This is a genomic window from Pseudomonas sp. BSw22131, assembly GCF_026810445.1.
In the GTDB taxonomy this organism is placed as follows: Bacteria; Pseudomonadota; Gammaproteobacteria; order Pseudomonadales; family Pseudomonadaceae; genus Aquipseudomonas; species Aquipseudomonas huanghezhanensis.
The window spans coordinates 2,041,541-2,064,395 of sequence record NZ_CP113949.1 but is presented as its reverse complement, the minus strand read 5'-3'; the positions used below and the strand labels follow the sequence as shown (position 1 = coordinate 2,064,395).

Sequence of the window (22,855 nt, the reverse complement as noted above, 5' to 3'; positions counted from 1 at the left end):
AATGCCTTTATCTGTCGCACAACTGGCCAGACAGGCCTGTGATGAGATCGCCGCTACCTTTCAAAACGTCGACGAGACGCAGGTCGACGCTGTGGTCGCGGCGCTGATCGGTGCACGACGCGTTGCGCTGTATGGCGTAGGCCGCGAAGGTTTGATGATGCGTGCGCTGACCATGCGCCTGTACCACGCAGGCCTGGACGCGCATTCGGTGGGCGACATGAGCACTCCTCCGCTGGGCGCCGGCGACCTGTTCGTGACCAGCGCGGGGCCGGGGGACTTCTCGACGGTGTCGGCGTTGATCTGCACGGCCAAGGCAGCGGGCGCACAGGTTGCGGTGGTCACCGCCCAGCCGGATGGCGCCGCAGCGATCTTCGCCGATCTGCTCCTGACACTGCCCGCGCAGACCATGCTCAACGACACGGGCCCGGGCGCCAGCGCCGTGCTGTCGATGGGCAGCGCTTTCGAGGGCGCGCAGTACGTGATGTTCGAACTCTTGCTGCTGCGCCTGCGCGAGCGTTTGGGCATCAGCGCCGAGGCCATGCGCGCCCGGCACACCAACCTGGAGTGAATCCCGATGGCGGTGCATGATTTCAGCGGCAAACGCGTGCTGGTCACCGGCGCGGGCAAGGGCATCGGGCGCGAAACTGCGCAGTTGTTGACGCGTTTTGGCGCCGAAGTCATCGCACTTGGCCGGACCGCTGCCGACCTTGCCTACAGCGCTCACCCGCTGGTGGTCGATCTGGCTGACGTCGAGGTCACTCGCGCTGCCGTTGAGTCGATACTGCCGATTGATCTGCTGGTCAATTGTGCGGGCATCGTCGAACTGGAATCAGTGCTCGAAACGCGCATGGACACCTTCGACCGAACGCTGGCGATCAACACCCGGGCGCCGTTGCTGGTGTCGCAAATAGTGGCGCGGGACTGGGTACGCCGGGGTGCATCCGGTGCCGTGGTGAACGTTTCCAGCCTGGCGGCGAAAGTCGCCACCCGTGATCACGTTACTTACTGCGCATCCAAGGCCGCACTGGATGCGATCACCCAGGTCATGGCGCTGGAACTCGGGCCGCACGGCATCCGTGTCAACAGCGTAAACCCCATCGTCACCCTGACAGCCATGGCAGACAAAGCCTGGAGCGACCCCGACAAATCCGGCCCGATGCTGGCGCGGGTGCCATTGGGACGCTTCGCCCAACCCGGCGAAGTGGCCGCGACGATTGCGTTTTTGCTGAGCGAGGATGCCGCCATGATTCATGGAACGGCATTGACGGTAGATGGCGGGTTTAGTGTGGGGTGAGTGGTTTTGTATTATTTGCGATAACACGCGTTGCTGGTTGCCCGGTCCTACGCTTGAATTACCAAGAGCCATAGGGGATGCCGTGCTCGTTAATCCATGCTTGGGCTTTAGGATTAGGGGCTCGGTAATAGATCCCTTTACCCGTCTGGTAAGGGCCAAGGGTCTCTATTTCTGCCTGGAAACGGCCGACCTCTTTATGCTCCAGGCAACCAGAGCCTACCCAAACCTTGACGATGCCACCCGGGGCGAGACCCAAAGTGATCGTGTCTCGGTATAACGTCACGATTTCCTGATCCCATTTACAAAATATTCGTTTGGGTTTGATCATCTCATCGCGCACCCACTGCGGTATCTTGATGCCGACTTTGTAAGTCTGTGGCTCTACCAGCGATTGCCAGCGCACGAAGATTCGCTCGGGGAGATCGACGTTGTTCACAGGCATCATCGCACCGCCCCCCTTATGCCAGCCCTCTGTTTTACCGGTGTAACTGGCAACGCCTCCGAAGACATTGAAGAATCCAACCCCCCGCTGATCCAATACATCCACGCTCTCTACCCAGACTTCCATGTGACGCGGCGCGGCCAGTCCGACGTACCAACTGTCGTACGGCAGCTTGGGAGGCGGTGAGGTTTGTGGCCCGCTCGTGCAGGCGCACAGGCTGAACAGCGTGCAGACAAGCAAGCTCAGGCGCTTCACGGGTGAATTACCAAGAGCCATAGGGAATGCCGTGCTTGTCTACGTAGGCTTTATTCTCGGGCTCGATGTGGATGTATTTGCCTTTGCTCTTGCCTTTGTAGGGGCCAAGGGTCTCTATTTCTGCTTGGAAACGGCCGACCTCTGTGAAGCCCAAGCATCCGGCGCCCACCCATACCTTGACGATTCCGCCAGGAGCCAATCCAAGGGTTATTCTGTTTGGATACAGCGTTACATCCCTCTGGTCTGCCTTGCAGAACAATCGTGTTGGCTTGATCATCTCATCGCGCACCCATTGCGGGATCTTGATGCCGACTTTGTAAGTCTGTGGCTCTACCAGCGATTGCCAGCGCACGAAGATTCGCTCAGGGAGATCGACGTTGTTCACAGGCATCATCGCACCGCCCCCCTTATGCCAGCCCTCTGTTTTACCGGTGTAACTGGCAACCCCTCCGAATACATTGAAGAACCCGAACCCCCGCTGATCCAATACATCCACGCTCTCCACCCAGACTTCCATGTGACGCGGCGCGGCCAGCCCGACGTACCAACTGTCGTACGGCAGCTTGGGAGGCGGTGAGGTTTGTGGCCCGCTTGTGCAGGCGCACAGGCTGAACAGCGTGCAGACAAGCAAGCTCCGGCGCTTCACGGGTGAATTACCAAGAGCCATAGGGAATGCCGTGCTTGTCTACGTAGGCTTTATTCTCGGGCTCGATGTGGATGTATTTGCCTTTGCTCTTGCCTTTGTAGGGGCCAAGGGTCTCTATTTCTGCCTGGAAACGGCCGACTTCGGTGAAGCCCAAGCATCCGGCGCCCACCCATACCTTGACGATTCCGCCAGGAGCCAATCCAAGGGTTATTCTGTTTGGATACAGCGTTACATCCCTCTGGTCTGCCTTGCAGAACAATCGTGTTGGCTTGATCATCTCATCGCGCACCCATTGCGGGATCTTGATGCCGACTTTGTAAGTCTGTGGCTCTACCAGCGATTGCCAGCGCACGAAGATTCGCTCAGGGAGATCGACGTTGTTCACAGGCATCATCTTCCCCCCTCCTTTATGCCAACCCTCAGGTTTCCGGGTATAGCCGGCCACTCCGCCAAACACGTGATAAAACCCAACCCCCCGCTGATCCAGTACATCCACGCTCTCCACCCAGACTTCCATGTGACGCGGCGCGGCCAGCCCGACGTACCAACTGTCGTACGGCAGCTTGGGAGGCGGTGAGGTTTGTGGCCCGCTGGCGCAGGCGCACAGGCTGAATAATAGAGTGATGAACAGGGTCCAGCGCCTCATCGCGGGTACCCCTTCTGCGGATAGTTGCGATGGACAATTCGCTCGTTTTCCTTCGCAGGTTTGTTGATGAGCAGCCCTGCGCTAGGTGTCCAGTTCGCGGACTGGTGGATATAGCGGCCACGCAGCAGACGCTCCTGATCGGCAGTAAGTTTTAACGTTGAGCCCGCCAAAGCATGTTCAAGTATGTGGGTGGCGATGGGCTGAAGCTCCTCGGGTAGAGCCAAGTCAGACCGTTCTTCCAGATTTTTGAATGGCACGCCATGACGAACACCCAATTCGCGCATCAACCGCAAGCTGATCAACGCCAATTCACCCCGCACAGGTCGGTCCAGCTCGACCGACACCATGAAGTTCTGATCGCTACTTTCCGATGGCCCCCTAGGAGGCGCCCCAGAAAAGATCGCTGTTGGTTTGATCCTGCCCTCGCCTGCCAGACCGCTGGCGCGCAGCAGGTCGGCCTGAGCGCAGGCTGCGGCCCATTCGGGTGATGACCCCACGCCGCGATCCGCCTTGACCTTAGCGTTCTTGAGCACTGTCAGGAATACACGTTCATGGCCGCGCGGCAGATAGCCTCCGCCGATGTCCGAGTGCACACCCGGCAGGCTGATTTCGATGTTGTTATGGCCCTGCAGGCTGTTGAGGGCAAAATTGTGGCGACATTCGTCGCGGGCCCTCAGGTGGACGATCTGTCTGGCGCAGCCGGGCGGCAGGTACAGATTGACGCCTGTGTTGTCGGCATTGGCAACGCTAAGGTCGAAGTGGCCTATCGCGGCAATGGCGGCCACGGTGTCAAACAGGCCGATCAGATTGATGCTGACATCAGCGTCAGGTTTGAAGCCGGGTATCAGGCCAAAGCGACCCGGTTGCAGCAGCTCGGCAAAGACTCCAAGGCCCGGCTTGAGTAGCTCATTGGCGCAATGTCGGGCGGCTGCGGCGCCTCTGCTGAAGCCGAAGATATCGAACTCGATGCGTCGGATGGTGGCATCGGGATTAGCAACGCTAAAGTCCCGAAGTTGCTCTTCCAGTAGCTTGGGCATCTGCTCCACACGCGCCACCACACCTGTTTCACCACGCCCCGTTGCCTGCCCGTAAAGCGAGTCCTTCCCACCGGTACGTGTGCCAATGCCCAGTATGTAAACCGGAACAAAAGCGGTATCGGCGCCCGATGGCAGACGGTCAGTCGAATGGTCCGGATAAAGCTCGTGTAAATGCACCACATTACTCGGCGCATTGCCGTAGCTGCTGTCGGGCGTAGTTCCGAAGCCGCTGCCTTCAAAGCTGGTAAAACCATACTTCTGGCAATGCTCGACGATGCTCGCCATCTCGTTCGGGTTGAACAAGGCCAGGTCGTCACGTCGGCATTGTTCGGTGGCCGCGGCGTTGCCCAGATTGTTGCCGGTGCCGTCGAAGAACAGCCCCAGACGCAGGGTGATGCCTTCAAGTTCTTCTTCCTCTTCCTCCTCATCCAGCTCAGCCGTCGGGTCATGGGGCCGCTTGGGTTTTGATCTACTGCCCCCCGCCGCCATTGGAAAGTCAATTTTCAAGTCCCCCGGCAGCAGGGTGTGAACGCTCATGGTCTTGCCGTCTTCATCCGTCACGCTCTCGAACACGTCTCCCTGCTGGGTCGTGACCTGATAACGCACGAACGGCATCGGCGCCTGCGCCTTGTCCTTGACCGTGTAACGGGCTGCATAGCCGGTAGGCAGCGGCGTGACCGGTGTGTCGAGGCTGGTTGCACCCAGCTTCTGCACCACCGCTGCCTTGTGGTAAATGTTGCCCGGCGCGCCGATTTCGATATCGCCGTCTTTGAGGCGGATGAACGCTCCGCCGCAACTGAACACCAACTCCTGCGGCGCACTGATTTCTACACGGCCCTCCACGCTCTGGATCTTGATGTCGTTTTTGGCCGTCGCCAGCAGGCTGTTGCCTGAGGCATGCAGCTCGATCCTGCCCTGGGTGGCATGCAGTTGCAGGTCGCCTTGTGCGGCCAACACGCTGACCGCGTTATCGGCGGTGGCGGTGATGTCGTGACCTGCACTGATATCAGCGTTATGCGCCGCCATGATGCCGACGCTCTCGGTGCCGGAGGCCACACACACCGCTTCCGGGCTGACAACGCCGATGCCCGCCGGCGCATGCAGCAACAGGCCTGATTCTGCGAGTCCGTTCAGCGCCTTGTTCAGGGCGGTTTGGCTATCGGTGTCGCTCGGTACCACCCCGGCACTCTTGGCTGCATTGGCGAGTGAGCGCGCCAGAAACAAGGCGCTTTCCAACTGGGTAATGGCGGCTTGCATGTCCAGTTGCGAACCCAGCGCCTTGCCCTGCTCATCGGCACTGATAAAAAGCCCTTTCCCACCCCGAATCGCTCCCCAGCCATCGGTGCGCAGCTCAAACCCGTCGCCGCGTTTCTGCTTCTGCGCATCCACCAGATGCCCCAGGTTCAGCTGGCTTTTGCCGCCGTACTCGGTGCTGAGTTTGATGTGCTCCTGCCCGCGCAAGTCCTCCATGCGCAGCTTGTTGTTGGCGGGTGTGCGCAGCACGTTGCGGGTCCAGTCACGCCTGGCTTTGGTGACGTGGTCTTTGTGTCGGCTGTCGTGCAGGGCGTGGGCGATGTAGGGCCGGTCAGGGTCGCCTTGCTCGAAAGCAATCGCTACTTCAGTGCCGGCAATCAGCGGCAGGTGCAGGCCGTGGGTGTCGCCGGCGTACGGTCGGGCGAGGCGCAGCCAGAGGCTTTCGGTGCCCGGTTTCCAGCTGTCGCGGTCGAACAAAAAGCTGACTTTGTAGCGCCCTTCCATGTCGATGAAGCTGTAGGGGTCATTGGCTTTGGAGCTGGTGATGCGTGCGGGAACGGTACCTGCGATCTGCGGTTTTTCCAGCAGTGGCGGTCGGAAGCAGACGTCGAGGCTGTAGGGCATTGCCTCGAAGCTGACTTCGAAACTGCTGTCGCGGGCTGCTCGTGTTTTGAGTTCGACCAAGACCGCGCCGGGCGCGAAGGCCTGTGGCGCGCCGCCGGAAATGTTCAGCACCTGCCCCGGCGCCAACGTCGCGCTGCTGCTGGCGCCAGTCAGTCGAGTCTGATGATTGAGGTACCGCTCGTGCCGCAAGCGCGCATAAAAAAAGCCGCTTTCGCTGAGCAGATCTTCGTCTCGATCAATGGCGTCGCCCAGTACGCGGTAGGGTTCGGCGTAGTGATAGGCCTCGCCGTAAAGGGCATCGGCGCCGCGGGTCTGGTCGACGTCGCCCTGAAGATAAGCCGGCGCATCTCGGTAATCGTAAGCGCGAAAATGAACGCTTTGCTCCACTACCTGATGCTCGGTTTGCAGCTGCCAGACCGCATCCTGCCCGGTGCTGCCGAGCCCGGATTGCGAGCGCAACGGCAAAGCCACATCGAACTGGTAATGACGCTGATCGTCGTGAAACTCAACAACTTCGATGCTCAGCCGGTCATCGCTGGTGATGCGAAACCAGATGCCGACCTGGGCCAGTAAACGGCTGATAAACGCCAGATCGCTCTCGCCGTACTGCATGACCTGTTCGCGCCGGGGGTATTCGCGGACCAGCTTGAACAGGAAGTCCTGACCCTCGAATTCGTGGCGATTGCGCAGGATGCTCTCGACGATCTGCGGGACGGATTGATCCTGATAGATCCGAAACTGCCGGCCTCGGTCCAGCAACGCCAGACGCGGCTGCAACACCACCTCATAACGCGCTTCATCGTGGGAGTCGGACAGGCGTTTGAAGCCGTTGATCACCCCGTGCAGCGTGCGTAACGGTTTGATAGCCGGCGCTTGAACCAGCTGAATCCGGGGCAGCTTTTGCGGCACGGCATGCAAGCTGAAATGCGCCCGGCGCCCGAGGATTTGCCTGGCAGCAATATCGTGATCGCCGCAGGTGAACTCGATGCGGTAGTTGAACGGTTCGCTGAGCCGTTCGAGGCCGTCGAACACCAGCACATCGAGCCCGGCATCGAGACCCTGAACGGTGAGTGTGTGCCGACTGTGATCGAAGAACGTGCGCAGCGAATCGAGCATACGGGGCCATCCTGGGCGGTGCGGAAAGTTACGGGAAAAGTGTTTAAAAAATAAACGCTTTAAACATTCTTGAAACACTTGAAAGCCAATAATCGCGCAGCATTCAGCCTAGAAATCGCTGAACACAAAGTGCCATCCAATAAACGTCTTTTTAATTAGCAGACTGATAAACAGTCAATAGCCAACAACCTGCAAAGGGCTGACGCAATGGCGTTTACCTACAGCCACTGGGCCTGTCGCTATTGAGTTGACAGGGTGCACCCTAGGTCAGAGAGGCGCAGATATCCAGCCCAAAACAACCATCAGGAAAGTTCTGATTAAGTTACCGGATAACTCCTACATCAAACTTTAAGCACCGGCATTTAACCTCGCCAAACTCGGATAAAAATCCAGCAGGCTTGAATTAAAATCGATATACAGTTCTAACAATTCTCGATTCAAAGAACGCTGCGCGGCGTTCGTTCACTGATATCTGCGATGATCTGGCAACAAGACGCGCTGGAGTCTCTGCCGCCGACAGCGACAAAGCCTCCAATCGACTCGCCCGTACCCACAACACCGCCCAACGCGCGCACATGACGGCGCTGGCGATTGAGGTAGAGTAAGCACCTGACACCTGTCGTGTTTCAGCGGGACTGAACCAGCCATGCAACGATCAACATCACGCTTGATTTTAAGGCCGCCACGGGCTGATGACCTGGCCTGTGTCTTTGCCATTCACAGCGATCCTGAAACCAACCAGTACAACCCGGCCGGACCGATGACGGACATCAGCCAGGCGGCCTCGATGCTCGATGACTGGCTCAGCCACTGGCGTGAAAAAGGTTTTGGACAATGGGCCATCGCCACCCGCGACTGTCCGCAGCAGGTCATCGGATTCGGCGGGCTATCGATGCGCATGTATCTGGACGTGGAACGCCTGAATTTAGGGTACCGGTTTGCCGTGAGCGGCTGGGGCCAGGGTTACGCCACAGAGCTGAGCCTCTCGGCGCTGGACTATGGCTTCGACGAGTTGAACGCAGCCGCTGTTTTTGCAGTCGTAAGACCAGCGCACATGGCCTCGATTCGCGTCCTGGAAAAGATCGGCATGCAGCGTATCGAATCGATTGACGACGTCCCGGGCCAGCCCCCGAGCCGTGTCTACAAAGCAACGCGGGCCTGAACGAGCCCTCACCCATGAATCACGAGCCACCTGGCGCCAATCACAGCATTGAGCTGCCAAGGCTCATTGATCGAAAGGATAAGAATATGACCACTCACACCCAAACCGCCCTGCTCGCAGGCGGCTGTTTCTGGGGCATGCAGGACTTGATCCGTCGCTACCCCGGCATAATCTCTACCCGCGTCGGCTACAGCGGCGGCGATGTGCCCAACGCCACTTACCGTAATCACGGCACACACGCCGAAGCCATCGAGATCGTGTTCGACCCGAGCGTTATCAGCTACCGGAAAATTCTGGAGTTCTTCTTTCAGATCCACGATCCCTCGACGGCCAACCGTCAGGGCAACGACCTCGGCGTGAGTTACCGGTCGGCTATTTTCTATCTCGATGACGAGCAAAAGCGTGTGGCACAAGACACGGTTGCCGACGTGGACGCCTCAGGCCTCTGGCCCGGCAAGGTTGTCACCGAAGTCGCAGCGGCGGGTGCGTTCTGGGAAGCGGAGCCTGAGCATCAGGATTACCTGGAGCGCATCCCGAACGGCTACACCTGCCACTTCATCCGGCCAAACTGGAAGTTGCCGGTTCGCGATCAATAAGAAGGCAGCCAGAACAGCTTTTATCCTGATCCAGCGCAGCTATCTCAAGCCTGCGCAGGATCAGACAGGATCAAGATCCCTTCAGCCAGCAACGGCCACCTGATTGCGCCCAAGGGCCTTGGCCCGGTAAAGCGCCTCATCGGCGCGGTTCATCAGGTGGTACAGGTCGTGGCTACCGGAGTCGGTCGAAGCCACACCGATGCTGGCGGTCATGCGCTGCACCGGCTCGCTTTTCAACGCAGCGATGGCGTGTACCACCTGCTGTGCAATGTCGCGCGCAACCTCCACGTGCGTATCCGGAAGCAGCACCGCAAACTCCTCACCGCCCAGTCTTCCGTGCACATCACAGGCACGAAACGTGGCTGAAATAACGATGCCGATCTGCCGCAAGACATGGTCTCCGACCTGATGCCCATGGGTGTCGTTGATCTGTTTGAAGTGGTCCATGTCCAGCATCAATGCGCACAATGGTCGCTGACCGTGCAGACAGTCGCCGAACAACTGCTGCGCACCCTCGAAAAATGCCCGGCGATTCTTCAGGCCAGTGAGTTCATCGGTTTGCGCGGCGTAGTTGGAGATACTGTGCGCGCGCTCCATCTCGCGGGTCAGTCGAAACGCTTGCTCCAGTGCGTCAGAAAGCTTGCGCGTGGCGCTGACCACGAACGATGTAAAGACCAGCACAGAAATCGCTATGCCCGTCTGCATGGACGATGGCTGAAACAGCAGCCACAGGGTGCACGGCAACAAGACCAGCGCCATCGACACCAGCGTCATGTACCGATAGGCCGAATAGCAGGACACGGCCGCCACGGACATTCCGACGGTAAACAGCATCACTAGCGATTGAGACAGAAGGTCGTCGACGGGCATCACCAACAAGGCCCCGCCACCCCATACGCCTGCCGAGAAGATCAGCGTCAGCCAGTATTTGAATTCCCAGCGTTGCGGCGTGCGTTCGTGCTCGGGAGCACGAAAATACATGACAAACATCAAGACGCGCAGCAGGGTCGAAAGGGTAAGCAGAGATAGCCAGCCAGCCACCTCTTCGTGCGAGAGCCGGTCCCAGCACAACCAGCACAGCATGAGCGCGCCCGTGTAGCTGCCGGCCACCGCGAACACCGATTGGCGAAACAACTGCTGCAGACGGTCGGTGTGCACTTGCTCTGCTATAAAACGTTCAGGGTTACGCTGATTTACAAGGCCATCCATTTGATCCGCCCGATCATGAGGCTACGACAGGCGGCTATTGTGGCACCCGGCTACCACTGCGAACAGCTCAATAATGCCTCTACCGCCCGCCAATACGCAGGCCAGAGCGGATTGAAACCACCGAACCGTCATGAACCGACCTCACAACAAGACCAGAAACGACACCACCCACATGCGGCCCGTCACCGGAAGCGAACGCACGCGACGCACACTGCAGGTGGTGCTGGCCTGTTTCTACTTCATCGCCGGGTGCTTTCACCTGTACGCCACCGAAGGGTTCGTCAGCATTGTTCCTGATTGGGTGCCTTATCCAGCGGCGGTGGTTATTGTCACCGGTTACTGCGAGCTGCTGGGGGCCCTCGCGCTGCTGACACCGCGCTTGCGCAAGGCGGCCGGGGTCATGCTCGCGCTTTACGCTGTGTGCGTGTTCCCGGCCAACATCAAGCACGCCCTGGAAGGCATCCCTGTGGGCGGCCTGACACTGGGCTGGGCCTATCACGGACCGCGCCTGGCGTTTCAGCCGGTGCTGGTCTGGGTCGCACTGTTCGCTGGCGGACTGATCGACTGGCCATTCAAGCGGGCACAACGCCCGCTTGAATGAATGCCGACTGGACCGTTGCTTATTGCGCCTTGCCGCGCATCATCAGCAACGCGACCACAATCGCGATCACTGCAATGCCGGTCGAGATGATCCCCAGGGACTCAAGCCCAAAGTGCTTGATGCCGAGGCCGCCGAAAATGGCGCCCAGGCCAATGCCCGCGTTTGCCGCAGAGATGTTCATCGACGCCGCTAGCGCCTGCGCCTTAGCGCCCGCTTGCATGACTCGTACCTGACAGATCGGAAACAGCGCCGTGTAGGCAATGCCCCAAGCGACAAGCGCGACAACCAACCAGATAGGGTGAGACGCCGCAGGGACCGCGAACAGCATCCCGGCGCCCAGCACCAGCAAAAACAACACCATGGCGCCCAACGGACTGCGGTCGACCATGCGTCCCCCCAGTTGGTTGCCGATCATGCCCACAGCGCCGAAGCCCATCAGCCACCAACCCACTTGCCCTGAAGGAATGCCGGCAAGGCGTTCGAGGGTATCTGCCAGATACGTGTAGGAGGTGAACATCGCGGTGAACGCCAATGTGGACAGCGCCACGTGCGCGAGAAAGCGTGGCTGCCGCAGAATCTGGGTTTGCTTGTTGTCCGCGTCGCGCTTGGGCGATGTTGGCAGCTTTGGCATGTACAACTGAATCAGCCCGGCGATAACCAGCGACAGGCCCGCCATAATCCAGAAACTTCCGCGCCAGCCCACGGTGTCGGATGCCAGCGTACCCAGCGGGATGCCGAACACCAGCGCAGCGGAAATACCCAGATAAACCTGAGAAACCGCCTTACCGGCATTGCCCGGCCCGGCCAGTTGGCCCGCCGTTTCGCTGGCCGTGCCCCAGAACACCGGCAACATCAACGCCGGGATAAAACGCGCCACCGCCAGCACCCAGATATTGGCCGACACCGCAGCCAACGCGTTGGACGCCACGAACACCAGCAATATGAAGGTGAACAGTTTTTTACGATCAATGTGTGCCAGGCGTGCCGTCAGGATCGGTCCGAAGATCATCACTGTAAACGCGAACAGCGTGACCACCTGCCCGGCGGTGGCAATGGAAATGTCGAGGTCACGGGCCAGCGCAGGCAGCAACCCGAGAATCAGAAACTCGGTGGTGACGATGACAAATGCCGCCACGGCCATGATCAGGATTTGCAGACCGGACCGGGAGCCTGTCTGGACGTGGGCGCCGTTAGCCGCCGCTGAAGGGTTTTGCATGGATGTGCACTCACTGGAAAATCAATGAGCAAGCTTATTAAAGAATAAAGGTCACATTGAGGCTATATTCTCCCGAATTGGAAGAATGATATTCATCAATGGGACGTACGCATGTTTTCGTCTGAACGCCTTAAAGGGATTGACGTGTTTGTCAGCGTCGCGGATCTGGGCAGCTTTACGGCTGCAGCGGAGCGCTTGAACCTCACCAGCTCAGCCGTCAGCAAAGGCATTGCACGGCTGGAGTCGCGGTTGCAGGTGCGTTTGTTTGAGCGCACCACGCGGCGACTAGCGCTGACGGATGCAGGCACAGCGTTCTACCGGACCTGCCGCGCCGTGCTGACGGACCTTGAAGAAGCCGAGCTGTCGTTGCACGCAGAAAGCGCAGAGCCGCGCGGCAAAGTGCGTATCGACCTGCCCGCCTCGTTCGGCCGACTTCATGCGCTGCCGGTGATTCTCAAGTTCGTCGAAGACCACCCCGCACTCCTGCCGCATATCTCCTTTTCGGACCGCTTCGTAGACCCCGTCGAAGAAGGCATCGACATCGTGGTGCGCATTGGCGGCCCGGACGTTTGGCCAAAGGCGTTGGGGCATCGTTACCTCGGCGCCGAACGGCTGATTTTCTGCGCATCACCTGCCTACCTGAGCAAGCACGGCGCACCGCAGACCGACCACGATCTTGAAATGCACAGTTGCGTGGTCTACGGAAGAAGCGACGGCCTGGTCAGCCCGTGGTACATCGCCGGCACGCAGGCCGGTGGCTTTGAACGCCGGGTAATGAGCGCCCGATTGGCCATTGGCGACGGGGAAAGTGAAGCCATCGCCGCAGCGGCAGGCCACGGCATCGCGCAACTGCCCACGTGGGCAGTCAAGCGCCAACTCGAAAACGGCTCACTGGTGGAGGTTTTGCCGCACCTGGCGACCGAAGGTTTACCGATGAACCTGGTCTGGCTCAAGAGTCGCCAGGCGCTGCCCAAGGTCAGCGCGCTACTGGCCGCACTGACCGATTGCCTGACGCCATCGGGGAGCACGCTTTAAGCCGATGCCTATAGTTACAGTCAAAGTCTCTGCGGGGAAATCTGATGCAAAGCATCAGAAAACCGAGGTTGAGCAGACTAAATTCATTGCGAAGGTCGATGGACCGACCAGGCACGATAAAACCCAACGCTGATCTGAATCCGGCGCTTGAGTGCTGTAAGTAACTGAGATGGGGTGAAGCAGAAGCGTTATGGAGGCAACCCCACCAGCCACACCCCGGCACACAATGTTCCCGCTGTGGCTGCTGCCTTCCGGCTCTGACCAGGTTCACGGGTAATCGTTGCGGGGGGACCGATGGGGTCACCATAACGACGCTCGCCAGGCGGCGAACGGCGCCATTGTAACGGTCTCGCAAGAAGTTGCAACCGTTGGTTTAGGATTAAAATTTGATAGCGCTCAAGCACTTGTGTGGCGGGGGTTTGCTGAGCTGTGTAGCCCCTGCCCCGCAGGAGTGGCATCGATACGCGGGCCAGATAATGACTCAGCACGCGCTCAAATCGTGCGTTCACCTCACGGCACGTCATAATGCTGCCCCGCGAAAAGGTTTAAGGCCGCAAGACATGAAGATGGACGTGGTGGGTTATGAGGCGCTCAGGAAGGTCCAGCGTGATGAGCTGGAGCTGCTTGAGTTGCCGCATGCGCAGAAGATGTATTCGGGCGATATTTTCGGCGCGTTGCATACGCTGCTGTCGGCACCTGAAGCGCATGTCCGGGGTTTCGCACTATTGGTAGACGACATGCCGCGTGGATTTTTCCTGCTCAAGCGCGGCCTTTTTCTGCCGCCGTGGGCAGACGCGGACGCCGTCACCCTGCATGCGTTGATGATTGACGTGGAATGGCAAGGAAAAGGACTAGGAAGGCGCTGCATGCTCGGTTTGCCTGACATCGTCAGGGCGCTCTGGCCAGAAACCCGGCAATTGATGCTGGCCGTTGACCCGGAAAACCGTGCAGCCATCAAGCTGTACCTCGGCCTGGGCTGGATAGACGACGGAATCGCCTGCCGCGGGCGCGTCGATTACGAGCGAAGGATGGTCCTCGCGCTGTGACGGGCCGATAAAAGCAGCCCGGTGTCGGATGATGTTGTTTGAATCGAGGCTTGCCTGCGAATGGTCTTCACATCCAACCAGAAAGATCGGCCTGCATGGGGATTCGCAAACAAGTCGACAGCCAACCAGTCGCTACGACAACCGGAGTGACTGCCTTCAAGCCACCTGCAACACCTCGTCCGCCTTGCCGCCAGCGCTCTGGATCACCAGGTGAATAAAGTGCAGCTTGGTGACCACCGCTGGCGGGACCACAAACGGGTAAAAATCCGGCTGCCCCATGGCTCGGGACAACTCGTTGAGCATGCCGGCCAGCTCAATCCACGCGTTGACGAACGCCAGGAAGGCCGGGCCGCCTGGATGTTGCGGGTCGTAAAGGGTCTCCGGCGGGAACGGCGTGTAGTCCAGATCCATATCCCGTGCGCTCATGCCCAGGCTCAATGCCGTATCCACCGCGTCCATCATGTGCAGGTAGTGGGCCCAGGTTTCAGCCCAGTCTTCCCACGGGTGCATGGTCGCGTAAGCGCTGACATAGCGCTGTGGCCAGTCCGCCGGGGCGCCGTTCTCGTAGTGATGATCGAGGGCATCAGCATAGCTGGCACGGTCGTCGCCGAACAGGTTACGGAAGCCGTCCTGCCAATAGGTGTCCGCAATCAGACGATCCCAGTAGTAATGCCCCACTTCATGACGGAAATGTCCGAGCAGCGTGCGATACGGTTCGTGCATCTGAACGCGGATTTTCTCGCGTATCGCGTCATCGGCTTCGTCGACATTGAGTGTGATGAGTCCGTTCGCATGGCCGGTGGTAGGCGCTTCGCCTTCCAGGTTAACGCCCAGAAACTCAAACGCCAGGCCGCGTTGCTCATCGACGGTCTTGGGGATGACCTGCAAACCGAGGGTGATCAGTTGCGCGACCAGTCGGCGCTTGGCAGTTTCAATCTTGAGCCAGCGCTCAGAGTTTTCCGGAACGGTGAGATCGGGAATCATCTTGTTGACGCTACAGGCGACGCAGAACTCTGTGGCGTTGTGCTCCGGAAACAGCCAGTTGCAAGCGGCCGGGGTATCCAGGTTGGCGCAACGCCGATACAAGCCCGCACCGGGCTCATCGCTCAAGCGCCATGTGCCGAGGTCAGCACCGGGTTCCAGCGCAGACACTTTACTTTGCTCAGGCAAATAACCGAGGGCCGCCGAACACGCCAGGCATTGGGTGTTCTGGAAGAAGATCGACTGTCCGCAGCGGCAGTGCCAGACTTTGCTATTACGTTTTTTTTCACCCACAAAAGGGGCTGCAATCCTTGTGCTGAGCTGCTCGAAAAATTGGAACATGACGATCTCCTGTGGGGTTGCAAGCACTAGATCATCGGGTTTTGTGGCGGTTCCGTGGATTTCACGAACGCAACGCGGTGACGACGAAACGCCCTGTTTCAGGGCACTTTGCGGCCAGTCGACTCAGCAGGACGCCTTGGTAAGCGTCCCCGCTGATGTCAGTATTTGCCTCGACACACAGGGCGCGGATTCTGTAAGTCCGTGCCCTTGGTCACATCAGTCAACGGCGACGCCGTGCTGTTGAAGGAACGCTACGAACGCCTCTTCATCCAGCACTTTCAGGCCCAGTTCGTTGGCCTTGGTCAGTTTGGAACCGGCACCCGGCCCTGCGACCACGGTATGGGTTTTTGCCGAGACCGAGCCCGACACCTTGGCGCCCAGCCCTTCCAGTTTCTCCTTGGCGATGTCACGGCTCATGAGTTCCAGCGAGCCGGTCAGCACCCAGGTCTGGCCCGCCAATGGCAGCCCTTCGACCACCTTCTTTTCGCTTTCCCAGTGCATGCCGAAGTCTTTGAGCTGTTGCTCGATGGCCCGCGCGCGGCTGGCGTTTTCCGGCACATCGAAAAAGTCCCGGACTGATTGCGCCTGCTTCTCGGGGAGCGCCTGACGCATGTCCAGCCAGTCGGCAGCGAGCACGCCGTCCAGCGTCTTGAACTTGTCCGCCAGCTTTTGCGCTGCACCCGGCCCTACGCTCGGGATATTCAGCTTGTCGAGCATGCCGCCGAGGGTCGCGCTGGCAGCAAACTCAGCGCCCAGATCACCCGTGTCCTGCAACTCAAGTGCGCATTGGTCTTTATCCAGCAGCGCGCCAATCACTTGCTGATTGTGGGAGTCCTCAAAAAAGCTGTGAATCTCGTGAGCGACTTCAAGACCGATGTCCGGCAGATACGTCAGCACTTGCGGCAGCGCGGCCTTGACCCTGTCCAGCGAGGCCAGAGATCGGGCCAGCACCTTGGCGGTTTCTTCTCCGACATCGGGGATGCCCAGCGCATAGATGAATCGCGCCAGCGTCGGCGTCTTGCTGTCAGCGATGGCCTTGAGCAGCTTCTTGCTGGAGATTTCAGCGAAGCCCTCAAGGTCGATCACCTGCTCGTACTCAAGCTTGTAAAGATCAGCCGGCGAGCCAATCAGCTTCTCGTCCACCAGTTGCTCGATGGTCTTGTCGCCCAGCCCTTCGATGTCCATCGCCCTGCGCGACACGTAATGGATAATCGCCTGCTTGAGCTGAGCGCCACAGGCCAACCGACCGATGCAGCGATAGACCGCGCCTTCGCTGACGGTCTCCTTGCCCTTGCTGCGCTTGATCAATTGCGTGCGTTCCACCTGCGAGCCGCACACCGGGCACATCTGAGGAATTTCCACAGCGCGGGCGTCGGCAGGCCGGCGCTCCAGCACCACTTGCACCACTTGCGGAATCACGTCACCGGCCCGGCGAATGATAACGATGTCGCCGATCATCAGGCCCAGACGCGCGACCTCGTCCATGTTGTGCAGCGTCGCGTTGGCAACCGTCACCCCGGCCACCTTGACCGGTTTGAGGCGCGCAACCGGCGTCACAGCGCCAGTACGACCCACTTGAAATTCTACGTCGAGCAATTCAGTCAGCTCTTCCATCGCCGGGAATTTATGCGCGATGGCCCAGCGCGGTTCACGTGCGCGGAAGCCCAGTTCACGCTGTGATGCGATGCTGTTGACCTTGAACACCACGCCGTCGATTTCATAGGGCAACGACAGACGACGCTCCCCGATGTCTTGGTAATACGCGAGGCAATCCGTGATGCCATCGGCCACTTTCAATTCGTGACTGATGGGCATGCCCCACTTCTTGAGCTGCTGAAGATTGCCGGTGTGGGTGTCCGAGATGTCTGCAGACACCTGGCCCAGCCCATAGCAGCAAAACTCCAGCGGCCGGTTGGCGGTGATCTTCGAGTCCAGCTGGCGCAGGCTGCCCGCTGCGGCGTTGCGCGGGTTGGCGAAGGTCTTGCCACCGATCTCCTGCTGGCTTGCGTTCAAGCGCTCGAAGCCCGCCTTGGACATGAATACTTCGCCGCGTACCTCCAGGGTCTCGGGCCAGCCTTCGCCATGAAGCTTGAGGGGGATGTTGCGCACCGTGCGCACGTTGACGCTGATGTCTTCGCCGGTCGATCCGTCGCCGCGTGTTGCGCCACGGACCAAGGCACCGTTCTGGTAAAGCAGGCTGACCGCGAGGCCATCGAGCTTGGGCTCGCAGCTGTACTCAACATGGGCGCCTGCTTCGAGCAAGTCCCCTGCCGGCAGGTCGAGGCCCTCTGTGACACGCCGGTCGAACTCGCGCATATCGGTTTCTTCGAACGCGTTACCCAGGCTGAGCATGGGCATTTCATGGCGCACCTGAGTGAACGCCGACAGCGCTGCGCTGCCCACCCTTTGCGTCGGGGAGTCAGGTGTGACCAGATGCGGGTTTTCGGCCTCCAGCGCCTTGAGTTCGTGAAACAGGCGGTCGTATTCAACGTCCGGAATACTCGCATCGTCGAGGACGTGATAGCGGTAATTGTGCTGATCCAGCTCTGCACGCAGTTCCAGGATTCGGGTTTGGGCAGCGTTCATACGGTGTTCTCTCGAAAAGCAAAAGAGCAGCCGAAGCTGCTCAATGTATTAATGCAATGTGAGGGCCTGCAGGCCCTCTGTTGGAGCCAACTTGTTGGCGATGGCGGTGTGAGGCTTGCCTGACATATCACCTCGCCAACAAGTTGGCTCCTAAAGATCCTTCAACGTGGGGATCAACGACGCTGAGTCAGCGCACGGCGTTCGAATTCGACGATGCGCTGGCGGTAATGTTCGATGGTCTGCGCGGTCATGACGCTGCGCTGATCATCTTTCAATTCACCATTGAGTTCATGAGCCAGCTTGCGCGCCGCCGCCACCATCACATCAAACGCCTGCTTGGGATGACGCGGGCCTGGCAAGCCCAGAAAGAAGCTCACGGCACGAGTGCTGAAATGGTCGATGTCGTCCAGATCAAACACGCCCGGCTTGACCGCATTGGCCATCGAAAACAGCACTTCGCCGTTGCCAGCCATGCTTTCGTGGCGATGGAAGATATCCATCTCACCAAACCGCAGCCCGCTTTCCAGAATGTTCTGCAGCAACGCCGGGCCTTTAAAGCCGCTTTCGTCGCGACAAATCACGCTGATTACCAGCACTTCTTCCACCGGCGGCAGATCTTTGTCCTCGGTGATGCGCTGCGCAGGCTTGTCGTCCGGGAAATCATCGTCACGACCTGAAAACAGGCTCGGGCCGTCCATGTCCAGGTTGAGGTCGCCCTGATGCGGCTCATCTTTGCGTTTCTTGCGTTTGGATTCACGTTCAGGGCGCTCGCGAGCGGCGCTCATTGTCGGCAAATCATGCTCATCGAGCTGAGGTTCTTTTTGAGCGTCCAGCACACGCGCCGGGCCCAGCACCTCTGCAGAGGAAGGCTCTTCATCGTCCGGCAGATTTGAAAAGCTGCGGTCGAGCCTGAATTTCAACTTACCTTTACCGCCGCGCATCCGGCGCCAGCCATCAAAAAGAATACCGGCAATGACAATGATGCCGATGACGATCAGCCACTCGCGCAGACCGATTTCCATGTAATCCCGTGCCTCTATTAAAAATTCTGAAAATTAAGGGCGTTAAACCCCTTTAAAACGTGGTGCCAACTCTCTGTTCTGAATGGCGTTTTCCCACGCGAAAAAAAGAAAAGTGGTCATTAAGCTAGCACGACCAACGGCAACTTTACACCGTCTGTTACATCTGGCATGCCGAGCGATCTGCACAGTTACGGCACGCTTGCCTGTACTGAGCTGCCAAAACGCCACTTCCCCCGCATTAAATCCTCGTCCGGCTACGCGTCCACCAGCGCCATCGCCTCCTCTACGTCAACGGCTACCAGCCTCGAACACCCAGGTTCATGCATGGTCACGCCCATCAATTGATCGGCCATTTCCATGGCGATCTTGTTATGGGTGATGTAGATGAACTGCACGGTCTGCGACATCTCTTTCACCAGTCGGGCATAACGTCCGACGTTCGCGTCGTCCAACGGCGCATCGACCTCGTCGAGCATGCAGAACGGCGCAGGGTTGAGTTTAAAAATCGCAAAAACCAATGCCAAAGCGGTCAGGGCTTTTTCCCCACCGGACAGCAAATGGATCGTGCTGTTCTTCTTGCCGGGAGGGCGCGCCATGATGGTCACCCCTGTATCGAGTAAATCTTCGCCTGTCAGTTCCAAATAAGCGCTGCCGCCACCGAAAACTTTTGGAAAAAGTGCCTGAATTCCGCTGTTTATCTGATCAAAGGTCTCTTTGAAGCGGTTACGGGTTTCCTTGTCGATCTTGCGAATCACGTTTTCCAGAGTGTCCAGCGCTTCTACCAGATCAGCGTTTTGCGCATCGAGGTAGTTTTTGCGCTCGGACTGCTGTTGATATTCGTCAATCGCTGCCAGGTTGATTGCGCCCAGGCGCTGAATCCGCGCAGCGATGCGCTCCAGCTCGTCTTCGGCATCCTTCTCGCTGACCTCCTCGGTCAGCGTTGCTACCACACCCTGTAAGTCATAGCCGTCTTCGAGTAATTGATCTTCGAGGGTTTTGCGCCGGACAGTCAGCGATTGCCATTCAAGACGTTGCTGCTCCAGTTGGCCACGCAGCAATTGCGACTGTTGCTCAGCCTGAGTGCGGCGTTTTTCGGCGTCGCGCAATTCCCGGTCGGCGTCTTCAAGGGCTATTTTGGCCGTGCGCATCTCGTCGTCGACGACCATGCGCTTTTCCAGCAACTCTTCGAGCTTCAGGCGCAGCTCTTCGAGAGGTGCGGCGCCCTCCTCCAGATTCAGATCGAGCTGCTCGCGTTTTTCGGTCAGGCGTTCGGACTGCATCTCCAGCCGTTCCAGCGCCTGACGGGTCGAGTCGTGCTGCGCCTTGAGCGAACCCAGGCGCACAGCCAACTGGTTGGCGTGATCTTTGTGCTGACGCGCCTCCTGACGCACACGGTCAAGCCGCTCGCGCAGGCTGTCGCGCTGGGCCAAGAGCAACTCGCGCTGCTCGGTGTCGAGGGCCATTGCATCCAGCGCATCCTGCAATTGCAGGCGGGATTCACCGACGCTTTCCTGCTCGACTGCGCGCTGCTCGGCAAGTTCGGTGAGCTCTTCGTCCAGGCGGGTGCGGCGCAGGGTGAGTTGTTCGACCTTGGCTTTGGCCGCCGACAGCTGCGCCTTGAGTTCGCTCTGCTGACGCGCTTCGTCCTGCAAGCGCCGGCGCAGTTGCTCGCGGCTGTCTTCCTGAGTACGTTGCTGCTCGCGCTGGGTCAGCAGTTGCTCTTCGAGCCCCGCCAGAGTCGCCTCGCGCTCCTCGCGCTCGAGCTCCAGACGCTGCAATTCCTGACCGCGAGCCAGCACGCCGCTTTCGGCTTCGCTCGCCCGTCGCACCCGCAAAAAGTCACGCCCCACCCAATAGCCGTCGCGGCTGATCAAGCTGTGCCCGACCGCCAGTTGGCTGCGCATCGACAACGCGTCATCCAGGGTCTCGACCGGTTTGACCTGGCCGAGCCAACTGGTCAGATCCACACGGCTGTCGACCTTGTCGAGCAAGCTGCCGGGGATGCGAGCGATGTCGGCAGCCGGCCGCACAAGACGCAAATCGCCCTGTTCGAAACCGGCCAGATCCAGCCCCGAGAAGTCATCGACCAACACCGCGTGCAAATCGGCGCCGAGCACGGTTTCGACGGCCAGCTCCCAACCGGCCTCAACCTGCAACCCTTCGGCCAGACGCGGGCGCTCAGTGAGCTGCTGGTCGCGCAGCCACTCGGCGGTGCCGGTGCCAGGGTCGAGCGCGGCTTGCTGCAACGCCTCCAGCGACGCCAACCGGCCGTTGAGCCGCTGCAAGTCACCTTGGGCCTGTTGCTGGGACTGCGTGGCCTGCTGCAACTCAAGACGCAGCTGTTCGAGACGCTCGATCAGTTGTTCTTCTTCAGCCGTCAGCGCTTCAAATGTCATCTCGCGAGCGGCAAGGTCTTCGCTCAATTCAAGGATGGCAGCGTCTTCCGGGTCAGCGGCCAGCAACTGGCGCTCTTCGCCCAAGCGGCGCTGACGCTCGGCCAGGCGCTCCATGCTGGTTTCCAGTTGCTGAATGCGTGACTGCTGCACTTCGGCCTGACGCCGAGGCTCGGCGGAGTGCAGGTTGAAGCTGTCCCACTGCTCTTGCCAGCCGTGCATCAGGGTTTCTGCATCCTCAAGCGAGGCGGCGGATTCTTCGGCGGCGGCCAGGGTCATTTCCTGTTCCGGCTCGAGCATTTCCAGCTCTTCGCCCAGCGTGGCGAGCAAGGTGCGGTCGTGCCCAAGATGGGATTCGGTTTCCAGTCGGGCGCGTTCGGCTTCGCGCAGGTCGTCCTGCAACTGACGCAGGCGCTGCTGGCCGTGCTGAATGCTTTGTTCGACGCGGGCGATGTCGCCGCCTACGGAATAGAAGCGGCCTTGAACCAGATTGAATCGCTCGGACAGGTCGTGATGGCCGTCACGCAAACGCTCGATAGAGGCATCGGCACTGCGTTGATCGGCAACCAGCGCTTCAAACCCGACTTCCTGATTGCCGATCACCGCTTCACGCTGGCTGACCTGAACGTTCAAGGCTTGCCAGCGCAGGGCCGACAACTGAGCCTTGAGCTGACGCTCCTCGGCTTTGTATTCCTGATACTTCTCGGCGGCCTGAGCCTGACGCTGCAAACGCTCCAGTTGACGGCCCAATTCATCGCGCAGGTCAGTCAGCCGTGCGAGGTTGTCGTGGGTGCGGCGGATGCGATTCTCGGTGTCGCGACGGCGCTCCTTGTACTTGGAGATACCGGCGGCTTCTTCGATGAAATTGCGCAGGTCTTCAGGCTTGGCTTCGATCAGCTTGGAGATCATGCCCTGCTCGATGATCGAGTAGCTGCGCGGGCCTAAACCTGTGCCGAGGAAGATGTCAGTGATGTCACGACGTCGGCATTTGGTGCCGTTCAGGTAATAGCTGTTCTGGCTGTCGCGGGTGACTTTGCGGCGAATGGAGATTTCCGCGTAGGCGGCATATTCGCCGACCAGCGTGCCGTCGGAGTTGTCGAACACCAGTTCGATGCTGGCCTGGCTCACGGGTTTACGGCTGGTGGAGCCGTTGAAGATGACGTCGGTCATCGATTCGCCGCGCAGGTTCTTGGCCGAGCTTTCGCCCATGACCCAGCGCACCGCGTCGATGATGTTGGATTTTCCGCATCCATTGGGGCCGACCACGGCCGCCATGTTGCTGGGGAAATTCACGGTCGTCGGATCGACGAAGGACTTGAACCCCGCCAGCTTGATGCATTTGAGCCGCATCG

Annotated in this window: 17 protein-coding genes, 1 other RNA gene and 1 pseudogene; 7 read left to right on the top strand and 12 right to left on the bottom strand. The window is 59.4% G+C overall.

Going from position 1 to position 22,855, the window contains the following annotated elements; genetic code table 11:
• Position 1 precedes the first annotated feature (1 nt).
• Both OYW20_RS09225 and OYW20_RS09220 read left to right on the top strand, forming a co-directional pair.
• Positions 2-568, top strand: coding sequence for a phosphoheptose isomerase family protein (locus OYW20_RS09225; RefSeq protein ID WP_268800384.1), 567 nt, complete (start codon positions 2-4; stop codon positions 566-568).
• A gap of 6 nt (positions 569-574) precedes the next feature.
• Positions 575-1,294, top strand: coding sequence for an SDR family oxidoreductase (locus tag OYW20_RS09220; RefSeq protein ID WP_268800383.1), 720 nt, complete (start codon positions 575-577; stop codon positions 1,292-1,294).
• A gap of 58 nt (positions 1,295-1,352) precedes the next feature.
• Here OYW20_RS09220 and OYW20_RS09215 read toward each other — a convergent pair whose 3' ends face one another.
• The 5 genes and pseudogenes from OYW20_RS09215 to OYW20_RS09195 all read right to left on the bottom strand — a co-directional run.
• The gene (locus OYW20_RS09215; protein WP_268800382.1) at positions 1,353-2,012 is read right to left on the bottom strand and encodes a DUF2931 family protein; all 660 of its coding nucleotides are present in this window, start codon (positions 2,010-2,012) and stop codon (positions 1,353-1,355) included.
• Positions 1,999-2,637, bottom strand: coding sequence for a DUF2931 family protein (locus OYW20_RS09210; protein WP_268800381.1), 639 nt, complete (start codon positions 2,635-2,637; stop codon positions 1,999-2,001). The genes OYW20_RS09215 and OYW20_RS09210 overlap by 14 nt, the downstream gene beginning before the upstream one ends.
• Before the next feature lie 7 nt (positions 2,638-2,644).
• Positions 2,645-3,283 carry a DUF2931 family protein gene (locus tag OYW20_RS09205; RefSeq protein WP_268800380.1) on the bottom strand — a complete coding sequence of 213 codons (639 nt, stop codon included), beginning with the start codon at positions 3,281-3,283 and terminating at the stop codon, positions 2,645-2,647.
• Entirely contained in the window at positions 3,280-4,320 is a 1,041-nt protein-coding gene (locus OYW20_RS09200; RefSeq protein ID WP_268801088.1) for a phospholipase effector Tle1 domain-containing protein, read from the bottom strand. Before OYW20_RS09200 ends, OYW20_RS09205 begins: the two co-directional genes overlap by 4 nt.
• 663 nt (positions 4,321-4,983) lie before the next feature.
• A pseudogene (locus OYW20_RS09195) lies at positions 4,984-7,314 on the bottom strand (type VI secretion system Vgr family protein); the annotation flags it as partial.
• A gap of 646 nt (positions 7,315-7,960) precedes the next feature.
• Here OYW20_RS09195 and OYW20_RS09190 point away from each other — a divergent pair.
• Both OYW20_RS09190 and msrA read left to right on the top strand, forming a co-directional pair.
• A complete protein-coding gene (locus OYW20_RS09190; protein WP_268800379.1) occupies positions 7,961-8,476 on the top strand; it encodes a GNAT family N-acetyltransferase in 516 nt (171 codons plus the stop codon).
• 86 nt (positions 8,477-8,562) lie between these two features.
• A complete protein-coding gene (gene msrA / locus OYW20_RS09185; protein ID WP_268800378.1) occupies positions 8,563-9,072 on the top strand; it encodes a peptide-methionine (S)-S-oxide reductase MsrA in 510 nt (169 codons plus the stop codon).
• Between the two features lie 81 nt (positions 9,073-9,153).
• On the opposite strand, the gene OYW20_RS09180 is transcribed toward msrA, so the two are convergent.
• Positions 9,154-10,281: a GGDEF domain-containing protein gene (locus OYW20_RS09180; protein WP_268800377.1), complete on the bottom strand. Its 1,128-nt coding sequence runs from the start codon at positions 10,279-10,281 to the stop codon at positions 9,154-9,156.
• Positions 10,282-10,411: 130 nt separating this feature from the next.
• Between OYW20_RS09180 and OYW20_RS09175 the strand changes: the two genes are divergently transcribed.
• A complete protein-coding gene (locus OYW20_RS09175) occupies positions 10,412-10,882 on the top strand; it encodes a DoxX family protein (RefSeq protein ID WP_268800376.1) in 471 nt (156 codons plus the stop codon).
• A 19-nt stretch (positions 10,883-10,901) separates the two neighbouring features.
• Here the strand turns inward: OYW20_RS09175 and OYW20_RS09170 are convergent, their stop codons facing one another.
• Positions 10,902-12,098 (bottom strand): MFS transporter, encoded by a 1,197-nt coding sequence (locus tag OYW20_RS09170; protein ID WP_268800375.1) that lies wholly within the window; start codon positions 12,096-12,098, stop codon positions 10,902-10,904.
• Positions 12,099-12,209: 111 nt separating this feature from the next.
• Here OYW20_RS09170 and OYW20_RS09165 point away from each other — a divergent pair, with 111 nt between their 5' ends.
• Entirely contained in the window at positions 12,210-13,133 is a 924-nt protein-coding gene (locus OYW20_RS09165) for a LysR family transcriptional regulator (protein WP_268800374.1), read from the top strand.
• A gap of 200 nt (positions 13,134-13,333) precedes the next feature.
• Here the strand turns inward: OYW20_RS09165 and ffs are convergent.
• Positions 13,334-13,430, bottom strand: an RNA gene (gene ffs, locus OYW20_RS09160) — signal recognition particle sRNA small type.
• Between the two features lie 263 nt (positions 13,431-13,693).
• Between ffs and OYW20_RS09155 the strand changes: the two genes are divergently transcribed.
• Positions 13,694-14,179, top strand: coding sequence for a GNAT family N-acetyltransferase (locus tag OYW20_RS09155; protein WP_268800373.1), 486 nt, complete (start codon positions 13,694-13,696; stop codon positions 14,177-14,179).
• 156 nt (positions 14,180-14,335) lie between these two features.
• Here the strand turns inward: OYW20_RS09155 and OYW20_RS09150 are convergent, their stop codons facing one another.
• The 4 genes from OYW20_RS09150 to smc all read right to left on the bottom strand — a co-directional run bounded on the left by OYW20_RS09150 (position 14,336) and on the right by smc (position 22,853).
• Complete coding sequence (locus tag OYW20_RS09150; RefSeq protein ID WP_268800372.1) at positions 14,336-15,502, bottom strand: zinc-binding metallopeptidase family protein; 1,167 nt, start codon at positions 15,500-15,502, stop codon at positions 14,336-14,338.
• Between the two features lie 216 nt (positions 15,503-15,718).
• A complete protein-coding gene (ligA, locus tag OYW20_RS09145) occupies positions 15,719-18,088 on the bottom strand; it encodes an NAD-dependent DNA ligase LigA (protein ID WP_268800371.1) in 2,370 nt (789 codons plus the stop codon).
• A gap of 173 nt (positions 18,089-18,261) precedes the next feature.
• The gene (zipA, locus tag OYW20_RS09140; protein WP_268800370.1) at positions 18,262-19,110 is read right to left on the bottom strand and encodes a cell division protein ZipA; all 849 of its coding nucleotides are present in this window, start codon (positions 19,108-19,110) and stop codon (positions 18,262-18,264) included.
• Positions 19,111-19,364: 254 nt separating this feature from the next.
• Positions 19,365-22,853 carry a chromosome segregation protein SMC gene (gene smc, locus OYW20_RS09135; protein ID WP_268800369.1) on the bottom strand — a complete coding sequence of 1,163 codons (3,489 nt, stop codon included), beginning with the start codon at positions 22,851-22,853 and terminating at the stop codon, positions 19,365-19,367.
• Positions 22,854-22,855 lie beyond the last annotated feature (2 nt).